The sequence below is a fragment of the Pseudooceanicola sp. NS-SX8 genome, assembly GCF_057380755.1.
This window is the reverse complement of record NZ_CM170819.1, coordinates 3,630,948-3,645,901: the sequence shown is the minus strand read 5'-3', so window position 1 is coordinate 3,645,901 and position 14,954 is coordinate 3,630,948. Positions and strand designations below refer to the sequence as shown.

The 14,954-nt window shown below is 66.1% G+C and carries 13 protein-coding genes; 10 read left to right on the top strand and 3 right to left on the bottom strand.

Annotation, left to right across the window (positions count from 1 at the left end; all coding sequences use genetic code 11):
- Positions 1–23 precede the first annotated feature (23 nt).
- Positions 24–2,468: a TonB-dependent receptor gene (locus tag AC2IR1_RS16670; RefSeq protein WP_486473092.1), complete on the top strand. Its 2,445-nt coding sequence runs from the start codon at positions 24–26 to the stop codon at positions 2,466–2,468.
- 105 nt (positions 2,469–2,573) lie between these two features.
- Here AC2IR1_RS16670 and AC2IR1_RS16665 read toward each other — a convergent pair whose 3' ends face one another.
- Together AC2IR1_RS16665 and AC2IR1_RS16660 are read right to left on the bottom strand one after the other, a co-directional pair.
- The gene (locus tag AC2IR1_RS16665; RefSeq protein ID WP_486473091.1) at positions 2,574–3,296 is read right to left on the bottom strand and encodes an HpcH/HpaI aldolase family protein; all 723 of its coding nucleotides are present in this window, start codon (positions 3,294–3,296) and stop codon (positions 2,574–2,576) included.
- Positions 3,296–4,099: a carbon-nitrogen hydrolase family protein gene (locus tag AC2IR1_RS16660; protein ID WP_486473090.1), complete on the bottom strand. Its 804-nt coding sequence runs from the start codon at positions 4,097–4,099 to the stop codon at positions 3,296–3,298. The genes AC2IR1_RS16665 and AC2IR1_RS16660 overlap by 1 nt, the downstream gene beginning before the upstream one ends.
- Before the next feature lie 225 nt (positions 4,100–4,324).
- Here AC2IR1_RS16660 and AC2IR1_RS16655 point away from each other — a divergent pair, with 225 nt between their 5' ends.
- The 9 genes from AC2IR1_RS16655 to AC2IR1_RS16615 are packed head-to-tail and all read left to right on the top strand — an operon-like array spanning position 4,325 to position 14,046.
- A complete protein-coding gene (locus tag AC2IR1_RS16655; protein WP_486473089.1) occupies positions 4,325–5,875 on the top strand; it encodes an ABC transporter substrate-binding protein in 1,551 nt (516 codons plus the stop codon).
- Between the two features lie 30 nt (positions 5,876–5,905).
- Entirely contained in the window at positions 5,906–6,850 is a 945-nt protein-coding gene (locus AC2IR1_RS16650) for an ABC transporter permease (RefSeq protein WP_486473088.1), read from the top strand.
- Positions 6,847–7,665: an ABC transporter permease gene (locus AC2IR1_RS16645; protein WP_486473087.1), complete on the top strand. Its 819-nt coding sequence runs from the start codon at positions 6,847–6,849 to the stop codon at positions 7,663–7,665. Before AC2IR1_RS16650 ends, AC2IR1_RS16645 begins: the two co-directional genes overlap by 4 nt.
- Positions 7,662–9,314, top strand: coding sequence for an ABC transporter ATP-binding protein (locus tag AC2IR1_RS16640; RefSeq protein WP_486473086.1), 1,653 nt, complete (start codon positions 7,662–7,664; stop codon positions 9,312–9,314). The genes AC2IR1_RS16645 and AC2IR1_RS16640 overlap by 4 nt, the downstream gene beginning before the upstream one ends.
- The gene (locus tag AC2IR1_RS16635; protein ID WP_486473085.1) at positions 9,311–10,855 is read left to right on the top strand and encodes a serine hydrolase domain-containing protein; all 1,545 of its coding nucleotides are present in this window, start codon (positions 9,311–9,313) and stop codon (positions 10,853–10,855) included. Before AC2IR1_RS16640 ends, AC2IR1_RS16635 begins: the two co-directional genes overlap by 4 nt.
- Positions 10,855–11,667 carry a creatininase family protein gene (locus AC2IR1_RS16630; RefSeq protein ID WP_486473084.1) on the top strand — a complete coding sequence of 271 codons (813 nt, stop codon included), beginning with the start codon at positions 10,855–10,857 and terminating at the stop codon, positions 11,665–11,667. The genes AC2IR1_RS16635 and AC2IR1_RS16630 overlap by 1 nt, the downstream gene beginning before the upstream one ends.
- Complete coding sequence (locus tag AC2IR1_RS16625; protein ID WP_486473083.1) at positions 11,664–12,353, top strand: RraA family protein; 690 nt, start codon at positions 11,664–11,666, stop codon at positions 12,351–12,353. Before AC2IR1_RS16630 ends, AC2IR1_RS16625 begins: the two co-directional genes overlap by 4 nt.
- A complete protein-coding gene (locus AC2IR1_RS16620; protein ID WP_486473082.1) occupies positions 12,350–13,231 on the top strand; it encodes an N-formylglutamate amidohydrolase in 882 nt (293 codons plus the stop codon). Before AC2IR1_RS16625 ends, AC2IR1_RS16620 begins: the two co-directional genes overlap by 4 nt.
- Positions 13,231–14,046: an alpha/beta hydrolase gene (locus AC2IR1_RS16615; protein WP_486473081.1), complete on the top strand. Its 816-nt coding sequence runs from the start codon at positions 13,231–13,233 to the stop codon at positions 14,044–14,046. The genes AC2IR1_RS16620 and AC2IR1_RS16615 overlap by 1 nt, the downstream gene beginning before the upstream one ends.
- Here AC2IR1_RS16615 and AC2IR1_RS16610 read toward each other — a convergent pair.
- The gene (locus tag AC2IR1_RS16610) at positions 14,043–14,951 is read right to left on the bottom strand and encodes an FCD domain-containing protein (RefSeq protein WP_486473080.1); all 909 of its coding nucleotides are present in this window, start codon (positions 14,949–14,951) and stop codon (positions 14,043–14,045) included. The two genes, AC2IR1_RS16615 and AC2IR1_RS16610, sit on opposite strands and share 4 nt — an antisense overlap.
- Between the last annotated feature and the right edge of the window lie 3 nt (positions 14,952–14,954).

Genomic DNA, 14,954 nt, shown 5'->3' with positions numbered 1-14,954 from the left:
ATCGCCCCAGAAGGCGGGCGTCCATGCTGGCGATCTGCGCCGCCCTGGCCTGCGGCACGACCTTCACCGATTTTCTGAACCCGGCGCTTGCCCTCGCCGAGGATGCGGAGGCGCTCAGCTTCGACATCCCCGCACAGCCCCTGAGTTCTGCCCTCGTGGCCTTCTCTGCGGCCAGCCAGCTGCAGGTCTTTGCGGACCAGCGCCTGTTGGAGGATCAAACGAGTGCCGCGCTGTCCGGCACCATGTCGCCCCGGCAGGCGTTGAGCATTCTGCTCGCGCCAAGCGGGCTGAGCTTCCGGGTTTCGACCTCGGGGGCCTATACGATCCTGACGGCCGGCGCCGCAGCGGAGGTCGAAGACGGATCGATACCGCTGCCGGCCATCAATGTGACCATTCCCGTACGCAGCACCGATGGGCCCGGGTTCCAGGGGGCTTCGGACCACATCTATGACGCTCCGGCAAGCATCAGCATGGTCGCCCGCGAGACCATGACCTCTTCGGAAGTCCGACACGCCAACGACCTGATCGACGACGTTGCCGGCGCCTACACGGCGGACAATCCCCAGGATCCCGGGTTGAACATCAACCTGCGCGGCCTGCAGGACCAGACCCGCGTGACCACCTCGATCGACGGGGTCCGGCAGAACTTCCAGCTGTCCAGCCACGGCTCCACCGGCATGGTCTACCTCGACCCCGCGATGTTCCGGTCCGCCGAAGTTGAAAAGACCGTCTCCTCCGGGCGTGGCGGGGCGGGGTCGCTGGCGGGGCAGGTGAACTTCCGCACCGTCGGTGCGGATGACCTGATCGACGAGGGAGAGACGCAGGGCGCGCAGGTCGTCATGTCGACTGGCACCAACGCCTACGACTTCGCCGGATCCGCCTTCTGGGCAAAGCGCCTGTCGGACCAGATCGCCGTGACCGCCGGCATCAGCCGCCGCAAGCTGGGCGACTACGATATCGGCCACAACGGAGAGATCCAGAACTACAACGGCATGATCGACGAACCGGCCGACTACACCAGTTCCGAAACGCTTTCCGGCCTGGCCAAGATCGAGCTGACCCCCGATGAGGATCAGAAGCTGACCCTCAGCTGGCTGGGCTTCAGCGGCGAATACGGCACCGGCACGGGCGAGTACGTCGATACTGACGACACCACGAACAACACATTGCGCGCGGCCTATGAATATGACCCCGAATCCCCACTGGTGGATCTGAAGGCGGACATCTGGGCCAACCGCACCCATATCGACCAGTATCGTCCGGCCCGAACCTCTTACGATGCCTTCGACGTGGACTACGAGATGCTGAGCTATGGCGTCTCGGCGGACAACACCAGCCTGCTGGACCTGCGCGGTCATGCCCTGACGCTGAACTACGGGTTCGAGGCCTTCCAGGACAATACCACCACGGATTCGGTCGGAGAGACATCCACCGACGACCCGCAGGGCTCCTGGTTCGCCGGATCGATGCCCGAGGGGACGCGGAACGTCTACAGCATCTTTTCCTCTGCCGATCTGGAGCTGAGCAGCAAGCTGACCCTCAGTGCGGGCCTGCGTCGCGACGCCTATGACCTCGACGCGACGGCGATGATCTATGACGACAGCACCAGCGCCTACTACGACGAGGCAATCAAGAGCTCCGGCTCGGCCTGGCTGCCCTCGCTCAGGCTGACGTTCGAACCGACGGAGGAAATCGACACGTGGTTCTCCTATACCGAGGGTTATCGTCCGCCAGCGCTGATGGAGAGCGGCATGGGGGGCAGCCATATCGGCTCCTCGGGGCAGTTCTACCTGCCCAATCCGGACCTGCTGCCGGAAACATCCCGTACATATGAGATCGGTGCGAACTTCAGCCGTGACAATGCCTTTGTCGAAGGAGACAGCCTGCGCCTGAAAGCCTCGGCCTATCACCGCGAGGTCGATAACTACATTTCGCTCTGGTATGACAATGACTCCGGGGCCTACTTCAACAACAACTCTTCCGGCACAAGTACCTTCGACGGTTTTGAACTGGAGGCGAACTACGACAGCGGCCGGTTCTTCCTCGGCGGCACCTATTCCTATGTCGATGCCAATATTGATACGACCTATTCGTATCTCTACACCTATCCAGTCGCGATCCTCGGGTCAGTATGGATCGAAACCGAAGGTGGAATGTTCGTCTACGTGCCGCCCAAGCATAAGGCGACGCTGGAAGGTGGCATGCGCTTCATGGATGAGCGGCTGGTCCTTGGGGCAAGGGTAACCTACGCCTCGGATTCCATCTACGGCGGCACGGCGGGCTACCAGTCGGATGTCCAGGGCTTCACCGTCTACGACCTCTTCGGCAGCTATGCCATCAACGACAGCACGCAGGTCAGCTTTGCCGTGGATAACGTCACGGACCTGGCCTATGCGGATGTGCTGGGCAACGCCAATTACGGGGCGCCGGGCCGGACGATCTCCATCTCTCTCGACAAGCGGTTCTGAATGCGACCAGGCGCGAGATGATCGCGCCTGGATACCCTTGCAGGGCGGGCTTTTGTCGCGGCCTCCTCGGGAGGAGGCGCGGTTTGCCGCGCGCGGGTCGCTGGACTACCTGGCGAGTGTTTCCAGCACCTTCTCCATTCCCAGCGAAAGCAGCTGATGTTCGGCTGCGACGACGCGGACGGCGGCTCCGTTCGCGGATGCGAAGGCCTGTTCCTCCGGCCGCCAGGTCGGCATCCACCATGGCTTGTCGGCGGCGGCAGCGCGGGCGGCAAGATGGGCGATATCGGCGCGGTCGGCATCGCCAAAGGCATAGGTGGCGCGGCCACGTGTCAGGGCCAGGTCGAAGGGGCCCACGAAGATGCCATCGACCAGCGGGCTGGCGAGAATGGCATCGACGTCAGCGAAGGCTTCGGCGGTCTCAATCATCGGCAGGCACAGAACTTCTCGGTTCTGACGGGCGAAGTAGTCCTTGTCCGGGGCGCGGAACCGGGCCGAGCGTCCGGCGGCATAGCTGCGCGTGCCAAGGGGAGGGAACTTGCAGGTCTGCAGCGCGGCCTCCGTCTGGGCAAAGGTCCCGGCGTGAGGAATGATGACGGCGTCAACGCCAAGGTCCGCGGCGCGCTGGACCCATACCGGTTCGGGGGCTTCGATCTTGGCGCAGACCGAAATGCCCAGGGCGCGGGCGGCCACGATCAGGGCCTCGCGCCGGTCGGGGGAGAAGCCGTTGTGCTCGATGTCCAGCACCACGCGGCGGAAGCCTGCGGTCGCGGCCATCTCCAGCAGGTCGAGGTTCGGGGTGCTCATCCAGAAGGCGAAATCGGTCAGCATCAGGAGGCCATCACGTGGTGAGAGTTGGAGGGAAGGGTGCCGCGCACCTGCGCCAGGTAGGAAAAGTCGAGATCGGCGAAGGTCACGCCGGGGATTGCCGAGGCGCGGGCGATGACCTGACCCCAGGGGTCGATCACCATGGAATTGCCGTAGCAGGCGCGTTCGCCCGCCGGTTCGGGGTGCTGGCCTATCTGGCCGGGCGCGATGACGTAGCTTTGCGTCTCGATTGCTCGGGCGCGCAGCAGCACCTCCCAGTGGTCCTTGCCGGTTTCCATGTTGAAGGCCGCAGGTAGCACGATGACGTCGCAGCCCTGCTTCATGTGCGCCAGGAACAGTTCGGCGAAGCGCAGGTCATAGCAGATGGCGCAACCGATCCGATGGTGGCCCAGGGGATAGCTGACCACGCTGTTGCCGCGGGTGATCGTGTCGGATTCCCGGAAGACATGGCCCGAGGGCGTTTCGACATCGAAAAGGTGGATCTTGCGGTAGCGTGCGATCTCGGTGCCGTCCGGTCCGAAGACCACGCTGGTGTTGAAGACCTGATCGCCGCAGGCCTCGTGCATCGAGCCTGCATGGAAGGTCACGCCGTAGTCTTTCGCCAGCGCCTGAAGGGCGCGATAGGCCTCGCCTTCGGGAAAGGTCTCTGCGGCGGCCCATTGCTCCGCCCGCGAGCCGCCCAGGAAGGTGGCATATTCCGGCGCGATGACGAGATCGACGCCACCCTTCTGGATATGGGCACGGAACAGGTCCCGGATCCGGGCAATATTGGCGGGTTTGTCGTCCCGCGCGTTCAGTTGAAGCATGGCGATCCGCATTGGAATCCCTCTCTGTATCGGGCTGGAAAGCCCTGTTTTGCAGTCCCCTGGATCGCACCGCCTTCTCAGCCAGATTGCCCTGCTTTCCTGTAGGGCTCTGAAAATGAGGCGAAATTTTTCGTTTGACCTTCGGGTTGATTCCCATATTGTATTATGAAGAACCAAAAAACAATACGAAGACACCAGAACAGACATCCTGACAGGGAGCCCGACATGACAATTGCAAACAGACTGATGCCGACGCTTTGCGCGGCCCTGACCGTGCTTGGCGCGGGCCACGCGGCAGCCGAGACGCTGAAGGTGCAGCTTTCCTCCGACATCCGAAGTTCGCGTCCCGGCGTGAACCGCGACGCGCTGTCGGACATGGTGGCGATGAACGTGGGTGAGGGCCTCGTGGCCTTCGGTGAACGCGGCAATATCGTTCCGATGCTTGCGGAAAGCTGGACCCTCTCCGACGACGGGACCGCCTATACCTTCAGGCTGCGGCCGGGGCGGCTGTTCCATGACGGAACGCCGGTCACCGCCGAGGCGGTCAAGGCCAGCTGGGAGGCCTTGCTGGCGGCGCCAGAATTCAACTGCGCCGGCTTCTTCGACGGGAGCCGTGGCGCGGCCATCACCTCGATCACGGCGCCGTCGCCCGACACCGTCGTCATCACCCTGGACAAGCCGGAGGCGATGTTCCTCAAGTATGGTGCCCAGTCCCAGTGCGGCGGCATGGCCATCATGGCCGCTTCCAGCTTCGCGGCGGATGGGACCTGGGATCACCCGGTCGGCACCGGCCCCTTCGCGTTCGGCGACTGGAAGCGGGGGCAATCGCTGGAGCTGACGCGGTTCGCGGACTATCAGCCTCTGGACGGCGAAATTGACGGTTTTGCAGGCCACAAGGCGGCGCTGGTCGACGCGGTGGACCTGGTGGTCACACCGGACCGCGCCACTGCCGTCGCGGCGCTGCGAAGCGGTGACCTGGACGTCGTGCCCTACCTGTCCACCTCGGAAGTTGCAGAGCTGAAGGATGATCCCGCATTTACGGTCAAGTCCGCACCCCATGGCGGCATGATCACCCTGTTGCTGCAAACGGCGGACCCGGTGCTGTCCTCGCCCGAGATGCGGTTGGCGATCACCAAGGCGCTGGACATTCCCCAACTGGTTGACGTGGCCACCAACGGGCTGGGCACGGCCAATGCCTCGCTGGTGCCGGTGGGGTCCTACTATTACGACGATGTGCAGGCGAAGAACGTGGGTTATGCGCCCGGCGAGGTGCCCGCCCTGCTGAAGGCCGCAGGTTACGACGGACAGGAGATCCTGATCCAGACCAACCGCCGCAACCCGATCAATGAGAACGTCGCCGTCCTGGCCCAGGCCATGCTGCAGATGGTCGGCATCAATGCGAAGATCGAGGTGTTGGAATGGGCAACCCAGCTGGACAAGTTCCGCAGCGGGGCCTTCCAGATGTCCGCCTTCAACTATTCCAACCGGGCCGATCCCGTGCTGGCCTACAGTGCCGTCGTAGGCTCGAAGGAAGATCGCGGCAGCGCCATCTGGGATGACCCGCAGGCAATCGCCCTGGTGGCAGAGGTGATGCAGACGCCTGACGGCGAGGAACGCCAGGCGCTCTTCGATCAGCTGCATGAGCTCTACCTTGAACAGATGCCCTTCATCATGCTGGCCAACAACCTCAACGTTTCGGTCAGCGCCTCCTACGTGCAGGGCTATGCCACCTGGAACGGCTTCGCGCGCCTCTGGGGCGTGAGCGTCGAGAAGTAAGCCTGCAGTGACGGATCCCCGGGGACCAAGATGACCAGATTTGTACTGTCGCGACTTCTGTCAGCGATACCGACCCTCTTCCTCGTATCGTTGGCGGTGTTCACGCTGATCCGGCTGATCCCCGGGGATCCCGTCAGCCTGATGCTGGGCGACAATGTCGATGAAGCCGCCTATGCGGCGATGAGCAGCCACCTGGGGCTGGACCGGCCGATCTCGGTCCAGTTCCTGCTCTGGCTGCAGGGGGTGTTCCAGGGCGACCTGGGACGCTCCATCACCACGGGGCAATCGGTGCTGCCGCTGGTGCTGCAACGCTTTGCCGTGACCGCCCAACTGGTGCTGGTGGCGGTGGCGCTGGCCACCGTGCTGGCGGTGCCGCTGGGGATGCTGGCCGCCTGGCGCCAGAATTCGGCCTTTGACCTGGGCGTTGTCGTGGGCGCCACCGCGCTGATGTCCATCCCGACGTTCTGGATGGGGCTGATGCTGCTCCTGTTCTTCGGGCTGAAGCTGAGCTGGCTGCCGGTGATCGGCTATGTCTCCCCGGTCGATGATTTCTGGTCCGGGGCCGTCTACCTGGTGATGCCGGTCGCGGCGCTGGTCCTGCATGAGGGGGGCATCCTTGTCAGGATGGCGCGCGCGTCGACCCTGGATGTGCTGCGGCTGGACTACGTGACCCATGCCCGTGCCAAGGGCCTGACCGAGGGCCAGGTGCTGCGCCGCCATGTCTTCCGCAATGCCTTCGGGCCGACATGGACCCTGCTGGGCCTGATCCTGGGCAACCTGCTGGGCGGTGTTGCCGTGGTCGAGACGGTCTTCACCATCCCCGGCCTCGGCCGCCTGATCGTCGAGTCGATCTATGGCCGCGATTACCCGGTGCTGCAGGGCTGCCTGCTCTTCGTCGCCGTCACCTACGTGGTCGTCAACCTGATCGTCGACCTCTGTTATCCGCTCTTCGATCCGAGGGTTAAGACCGCATGAGCCTGGGCCGCACCAACAAGTACCTCGGCGGTCTGCTGATCGCCTTCTTCCTTCTCGCCGCCCTGCTGGGCTGGCTCTGGACGCCGCATGACCCGCTGGGGCTGGACCTTCGCGCGCGGCTTCAGGCGCCCGGCGCGGCGCATTTTCTGGGCACCGACGAATTCGGTCGCGATGTCCTGTCGCGCCTCCTGGCCGCCGCGCGGACCAGCGTGTCGATCTCGCTGATGACGGTGACCATGGCGGTGGCCTTCGGCGTCGTCCTGGGGGCGGTCTCGGGCTATGCCCGTGGTTGGGTTGACCGGGTGGTGATGCTCTTCACCGATACGCTGCTGGCCTTCCCCTCGATCCTGCTGGCGCTGGCGCTGCTGTCGATCACCGGGGCCAACATCTGGGGCGTCGTGCTGGCGCTTGGGCTGGCCTACATGCCCAGTGTCACGCGGGTGGTGCGCGGCGCGGTCCTGTCGCTGCGCGAGCTGGAGTTCATCGAGGCCTCGCGCCTGATGGGCCATCCCGCCAGCTACACTCTCAGGGCCCATGTGATCCCCAACTGCCTGGCGCCGGTGATCGTCATCGCCACGTCGATGTTCGGCTCGGTCCTGCTGACGGAAAGCGCGCTGTCCTTCCTGGGCCTCGGCGTGCCGCCGCCCGCGCCCACATGGGGCAACATGCTGGCAGGCGCGCGCCCCTACATGGCGCAGGCCCCCTGGCTGGGGATCTTCCCAGGCCTGTGCATCGCCCTCACCCTGCTGGGGATCAACCTTTTCGGCGATTACGTCCGTGACCGCTTCGACCCGCGCATGAGGGGCCTCAAATGACCGATCACACCGCATTGCTGCGCGTCGAGGCGCTGGACCTGGGCATCGCCGGCCGACCCGAGGCGCGCATCGTCAAGGGCGCCAGTTTCGAGATCCGCCCGGGCGAGATGCTGGGGCTGGTGGGCGAATCCGGCTCGGGCAAGACCATGCTGGGCCGCGCCATCATCGGGCTGCAGCCCGGCGCCATTGTTCGTCACGGCGGGGCAATTCTGTTCCGCGGCAAGGAGCTGGAAGAGATGTCACCGCGTGACCTGCGCCGGTTGCGTGGGGCAGAGGTTTCGGTGGTGTTCCAGGAACCCATGACCTCGCTCAACCCCTCGATGACCATCGGGCGCCAGCTGGAAGAGCCTTTGCGCACCCATACCAGGCTGGGCCGGGCCGAGCGGCGCGCGCGGATCCTCGCGATGATGGAACGGGTCGGCATCCCGGCTCCGGCCGAGCGGCTGAACGACTTCCCGCATGAGTTCTCGGGCGGGATGCGGCAGCGGATCATGCTGGCCTCGGCCATGCTGCTGAAGCCGGCGCTGCTGATCGCGGATGAGCCGACGACGGCACTGGATGCGCTGGTTCAGCGTGAGGTGCTGGAGCTGATGGTCGAGCTGACGCGAGAGAACGGCACGGCGCTGATCCTGATCAGCCACGACCTGCCCATGGTCGCGCGCTACTGCGAACGGGTGATGGTGATGCGCCAGGGCGAGCTGGTCGAACAGGGCGCGACCAGCGACATCCTTGCGAACCCCGCCCATGACTATACCCGTAAGCTTCTGGCGGCGATGCCCGAGCGCGGCCCCGTCCGCAGTTTCGACGACGAGGTCCCGCTGGTCGAACTGCGTGAACTTGCGGTGGACTACGTGGCGCGGGCCGGACTTCTGGGGCGCGCCAGCCGCAAGCGGGCGCTGAAGGGGGCCAGCCTGACCGTCCGCCGGGGCGAGGTGGTGGCCGTGGTCGGCGCCTCGGGCTCCGGCAAGACGACGCTGGGCCGCGCCCTGGCGCAGCTGATCCCCGCGACAGGGGGCGAGATCCTGTTTCGTGGCCAGCCGGTGCAGCGTGGCGGGGCGGGCTGGATGGATTTCCGCCTGAACTGCCAGATGATCTTCCAGGATCCCTACGGCTCGCTCGATCCGCGTTTCACCATCCGGCGCATCCTGGCCGAGGCGCTTTGGCACCGGCAGGACATTACTGCTGCCGACAAGTCCGACCGCATCCTGCGCATCCTGCGCGAGGTCGGGTTGGACGAGGTACATCTGGATCGCCTGCCGCATGAGATGTCGGGCGGTCAGCGCCAGCGGGTGGCCATCGCCCGTGCCGTGATCTCGGAACCCGATTTCGTCATCGCGGATGAGGCTGTCTCGGCGCTGGATGTCACGGTGCGCGCGCAGGTTCTGGACCTTCTGGCCGACCTGCAGGCGCGGCACGGCTTCTCCTGCCTCTTCATCAGCCACGACCTTGGCGTGGTGGAGCAGCTGGCGGATCGCGTTGTGGTCATGCGCGACGGCGAAATCGTCGAGCAGGGGCCGCGCAACCGCATCTTCGACGCGCCCGAAAGCGACTACACCCGCGCACTTCTGTCGGCGATCCCGACCCTGAAACGCACTGCCACGGGCGTCGAACTCAGCTGGCGTTTCGCCGCGGCGGAGGACCGGGCATGACGGTGCAGGACGGTCTGATCCGCCGCCGCCCCGAAGCCCATGGCACCGATCCCGCTCTCCTGCTGGACCTGCTGGATCGGATAGAGGCCGAGGCGCTGGAGGTGCACAGTCTGCTGGTCTGGCATGACGGCGCGCTGATCTGCGAGGCCTATTGGGAGCCCTTCGGCCCGCAGCGTCCGCACATGATGCACTCGGTGACGAAAAGCGTCACCTCCATGGCCGTGGGGCTGGCCTGGGACGACGGGCTGCTGGATCTGGACGACCCGGTGATCAGCTTCTTCCCGGAGTTTCGCTCCGGTGCGGCGGAGGGCATCGAGGCGATGCGCCTGCGGCACCTGCTGACCATGACCAGCGGCCATGGCCGGGGCATTTCGGGCGGCGCCTGGCGCAAGCTGACCACCAGTTGGGCGGAGGATTTCCTGCGCCAGCCGCTGGATCATCTGCCGGGCGAAGTCTTCGTCTACGACAGCGCCTGCAGCTACATGCTCTCCGCCATCGTGCAGCGGGTGACCGGCAAGACCTGCCACGACCTGTTGAGGGGCAGGGTCTTCGACCCTCTGGGAATCTCCGGGGACCTCCGCTGGGATCTCAGCCCGGAGGGCGTGAACAGCGGCGGCAACGGTTTGTGGTGTCGGTCCGAGGACCTGCTCCGCCTGGGCATTCTGCACCTGCAGGGTGGGCGCTGGCAGGGGCAGCAGCTGCTGTCAGAGGCCTGGGTGCGTGCCGCGACCGGGATGCAGCTGCGCGACGTTTCCCTGGGCGTGCTGACGGGGGAGGCTTACCTGGGGCCGGATGAAACCCATGAGGGCACGGGGGCCGAGCGGCGTGAGGGCTACGGGTATCAATGGTGGCGCGGGCCGAACGACAGCTACTCCGCCAGCGGGCTCTTTGGCCAGCTGTGCCTGGTCTTCGAGAAGGAGCGCGCGGTGGTCGCCGTCACCGCCGGCATGGACGACGAGGATCGCCGCCTGAAGGAGCTGCTTCAGCAGGAACTGCGCCCGGCCCTTGGGCAATGGCGTGGTGCGGCGCTGGTCCCGCGCCTGGGCGAGCTAGAAGTCGAACCGCCGCCGCCGCCGGGGCAGGCCCCGGCTTCCTGGCAGGGGCGCTATGTGATGGCGGGCAATGATCAGGGCGTGCGCGCGGTCTCCCTTTCGGAGGCCCCTCATGGCGGGCTGCTGTTCGAGTTGGAGGACGCGCGGGGGCACCACTCGGTTCTGGCGGGGCAGGGGCAGCGGATTGAAGCAATGACGACGATGACCGGTGCGCGGCTGCACCATTCCTATGAGGCCGAGGGCGAGGGCTTTCGCGTCACCGCCTGGGCTGCCTGGACCAGGGCGGACAGCGAAGGCTGGACACGCCTGGTCCTGGATTGGATCTTTGTCGAGACCGCCTTCCGGGATCGGCTGTCCTGCTGGTTGAAGGACGGCAGGCTACGGGTGGAGCGAGAGGTGAATGTCAATTCCTCGGTCCGTCGCCTGCCGGACCTGGTCGGGCAACGGCTGGACGTGGTGCAGGCCCTTGATCCGGGCGGAGTAAGCTGATGACCGAGAAACGACTGGACCGCATGACCCAGGCCGAAATGGCGGAAGTTCTGCCCGACAATCCTGTCATCCTGCTGCCTCTGGGATCGCAGGAAGGGCAGGGGCCACGCTGCCCGATGGGAGACTACCGTCTTGCCGATCGCCTTGCCGAACTGGTGGCGCAGGAGACCGGAGCACTGGTTGCGCCCGTCCTGCCCTTTGGCCATGCGGATTTCTTCCGGGACTACCCGGGGGGCATCCAACTGCGGGCAGAGACTTTTACCGCGCTGCTCACCGACATGGTGACGAGCCTGCTGGAGCATGGGCTGACCCGGCTTCTCATCCTGAACGGGCATACGTCAAATGCGCCGCTGATCGCCCAGGTCTGCCGAACCCTGCGGCGTGACACCGGTGCCGTGGTGGCCTCGGTCGACCTGTGGCCATCCGTGCCTACGGGGTTGATGACCGATCTCCTGGGCGCTGAACCGGTGCGGGGGCATGGCGCCGAACCCGTGACCTCGGTCGCAATGCATCTGCTGCCGGGCGAGGTGCGGGACCTGCCCGAGGGGCCACGCGGCGCCCGGGGAACGCTTCTGGGGCTGCCCCTGCGCGGTGTCTCCGGCGCCGACTTTCACGGGCTGCGGGTGAACCTGCCGGCACAGGCCACCGAAATCGCATCGGATGGGCGCCTTGGGGGCAGCGCAGCCGATGCCTCGGCCGAGAAGGGGGCAAGGATCACCACCGATCTGGTGACGCGCCTTTCGATGCTAGTCAGGCACATGCAGGGCCAGAAACCGCCCCACGCCATCTTCGACAGGAAGGATCCCGCATGAGCCGCTATCGCATTGACCCGATGCCGCCCGCAGCCGATCCCGCCCTCCTGGCGGCGCTGGAGAGGATCGAGACGGCGACCCTTGGCCATGTACGACTGACCGGAATGGTCGACCGGCGGGTGGCCGCGCTGGATCAAAGGCAGCCGTCGCGCGCAGGCGTGGCCGTCACTCTGGCTCTGCCGGCGATGTGTTCGACCCTGATGCACCATGCGGTCGGCCAGCTGCGGCCGGGAGACATGCTGGTGGTGGACCGATTGGGCGACGACCGTTTCGCCTGTCTTGGCGGCGCCGTGGCGCGGGCGGCGCGGCTGGCGGGGGCTGCGGGGGTGATCATCGACGGCCCCGTGACCGACGCGGCCGAGATCCTGGACGAGGGCCTGCCGGTCTGGTGCCGGGGGGTGAGCTCGCTCACGACAAGGCGGCTGGAACTGGGCGGTACGTTCAACCGTCCCGTGGCCTGCGGCGGCGTGCCGGTGCTGCCGGGTGACATCGTGCTGGCTGATGCCTCGGGCGTGGTGGTTCTGCCGCCGGACGAGGCACCCGAAGAGGCCCGGGCGGGACTTGCCCGCGAGGGCCGTGTCGCCCACACCATGTCCCGCCTCGCGGCGGGCGAGAAACTGGGTGACATCACCGGGGTAAACGCCCGGATTGCCGCACTGACAGACCCGAAGGACAAATCCGAATGACCCAGCCCCTGGTCCCCATGCCTGCCTCGATCGACGGTGTTCTGTCGGTCGCCGCCCCGCGCGCGCCCATGATCCCACTGGTGCTGGACAGTCCGCACAGCGGGCTGGAGTTGCCCGCCGATTTCCGCCCTGCAGTGAGTGCGGAGATGGTGAGGATTTCGGCGGACACCCATGTCGATGACCTGTTCTCCTCTGCTCCGGGGTACGGCGCGCCACTGCTGGCGGCGCGGTTTCCGCGCAGTTTCCTGGACCCGAACCGCTCCCTGTCGGACATGGACCCGCAGCTGATCGCGGGGGACTGGCCGCATCCGGTGCGCGACAGCAACACCGCCCGGCGCGGCATGGGGCTGATCTGGCGGAAGGCCTGGGGGGACCAGCCGATGTATGACGCGCCACTCAGCCCGGCGGAGGCGGAGGCGCGGATACGCCGGTACTGGCTGCCCTACCACGCCGCTCTGCGTCAGCTTCTGGACGGGGCCTTCGCACAGTATCGCAAGGTCTGGCACCTGAATTGCCATTCGATGACCGACGGCGGGCATGCGATGTCCTCGGACGGGCCGGACGCTCGCCGGGCCGACATCTGCATCGGCGACATGCACGGCACTTCGGCTGGGGCCGATTTCACCGCCCTGCTGCGTGAGCAGTTGCAGGCCGAAGGCTTCAGCGTCGCGATGAACAAACCCTTCCGCGGCGCAGAGCTGACCGAGGCCTACTCCAACCCCGCCATCCATCGCCATTCCGTGCAGTTCGAGATCAACCGCAGGCTCTACATGGACGAGGGCACCCGGGCGCGCAGTACCGACTACCCGGCGTTCAGGGCCGCAATGGACCGGCTGGTGGCCCGGGTGGCAGACCACGTGCAGCAGGAGGTGGCGTGATGGCGCGGATGAACTTCTATCGCCTGCCGGCCAGCGCCATGTTCGCGGCGCGCTGCGATCCGCGCTTTCACTATTGCACCTACATGCCCCGGGACTATGAGGCCGACGACACCCGCAGCTATCCCCTGGCCGTTCTGATCCACCACAGCCTGCGCGATGCCCAGGCCCTGCGGGACCAGTTCATCGACTTCGCCGAGGCGCATCAATGCGCGCTGCTGGCGCCGCTCTTTCCCTGCGGGATCAACGGCGAAGATGATTTCAACAATTACAAGCTGATGCGGCACGGGGGCATTGCCTATGACGAGGTGCTTCTGGGCATGATCGAGGAGGTCGCGGGCCTCTTCCGGCTGCAGGCCGACCGGGTGCTGATGCACGGGTTTTCCGGCGGTGGCCAGTTCGCCATGCGGTTCCTGATGCGCCATCCCGACCGGCTGCGGGCGATCTCGATCGCGGCGCCGGGCACGGTCACGCTGCCGGGCGATCCGCGCGGCTGGTGGGTCGGCACCGGCGACATGGAGGAGGTTCTGGGCGCCCCCCTGCGCCCCGAGCTGATCCGCGACCTGCCGATCCAGCTTCTGATCGGGGCCGAGGATACCTCGCCCGAGGGCGTCACGATCCGGCCAGGATCCGATTTCTGGTGCGACGGGGCCAATGATGCCGGGCCGACGCGGGTCGCGCGCCTGGATGCGTTGGAGACGGCGCTGAGGGGGCTGGGCGCCCGGCCTGAACGATGCGACGTGCCGGGGGTGGCACATCTGGGCACCGGCATTCAGCCGGCGGCGAAGGCGTTCTTCGCCAGGGTGCTGGGCGGCTAGTCCAGCTTGGCAGGCTCGCCGGGCGTACGGCTCAGATGGCGTTCAAGGATCCGCGCGGCGGCTTCCCTGTCGCCATCTTCCACCGCGTCCAGGATCGCGAGGTGATCGCGCGCAGCCTTGCGGATCCGCGCGTCGCTCAGTTCGGTGAATTCGGCCACCTCGGTCATGCGGCGCAGGCTGTTCTGACGTTCGATTGCCTCGCTCAGGAAGCGGTTGCGCGCCCAGGACACCACGGTGGCGTGAAAGTTCGCATTCGCCTCGAACCAGTCCCCGCCCGCGATCTGCGCGACCGGCGTTTCCATCAGCCGCTGTTGCTGCGCCCGCAGTTCCTGCAGTTGCGCCCTATCTGCGACGAAGCCCGGATCCCGCATCGCGCCGCATTCGATAATCACGCGGAAACCGTAACTGGCGTTGATGGCCTCGGGGTTGTCCAGCGTTTCGGCAAAACGCCAGCCATGCCCGGTCCTTCGCTCGGCCAGTCCGGCATTGGCAAAGCGCATCAGCACGCGGCGTATCATGCCGCGTGTCGTCCCGAAGAACTCTGCCAGTTCGGCCTCGGAAACCTCTGTCCGGATCTCGCCCGTGGCCCGAGCGGTCATCACGCGGGTGTAGAGCGTTTCGGTTTCGGACTTCGGAAGGATTGCCTCGATGTCCTCGTCCTGTTCGGGCAAGCCGCAGTAGCGAAACCCGACATTGGGAACCTTGGAGAAGATGCCACGCTGGGCCAGAACTGTCAGGACACGGCGCACCGGTGTGCGGGAGGTCCCGAGCGCTGCGGCAAGTGGCACCTCGGAGACGTGTTCTCCCTCTTGCCAATGCCCCTCCTGCGCCATGGTCAGCACCCGGTGCGCGATTTCGGCCTGAAGATTGCTCAGGTCAAGATCTGCGGTGTCGGTGCTGGTCACGGG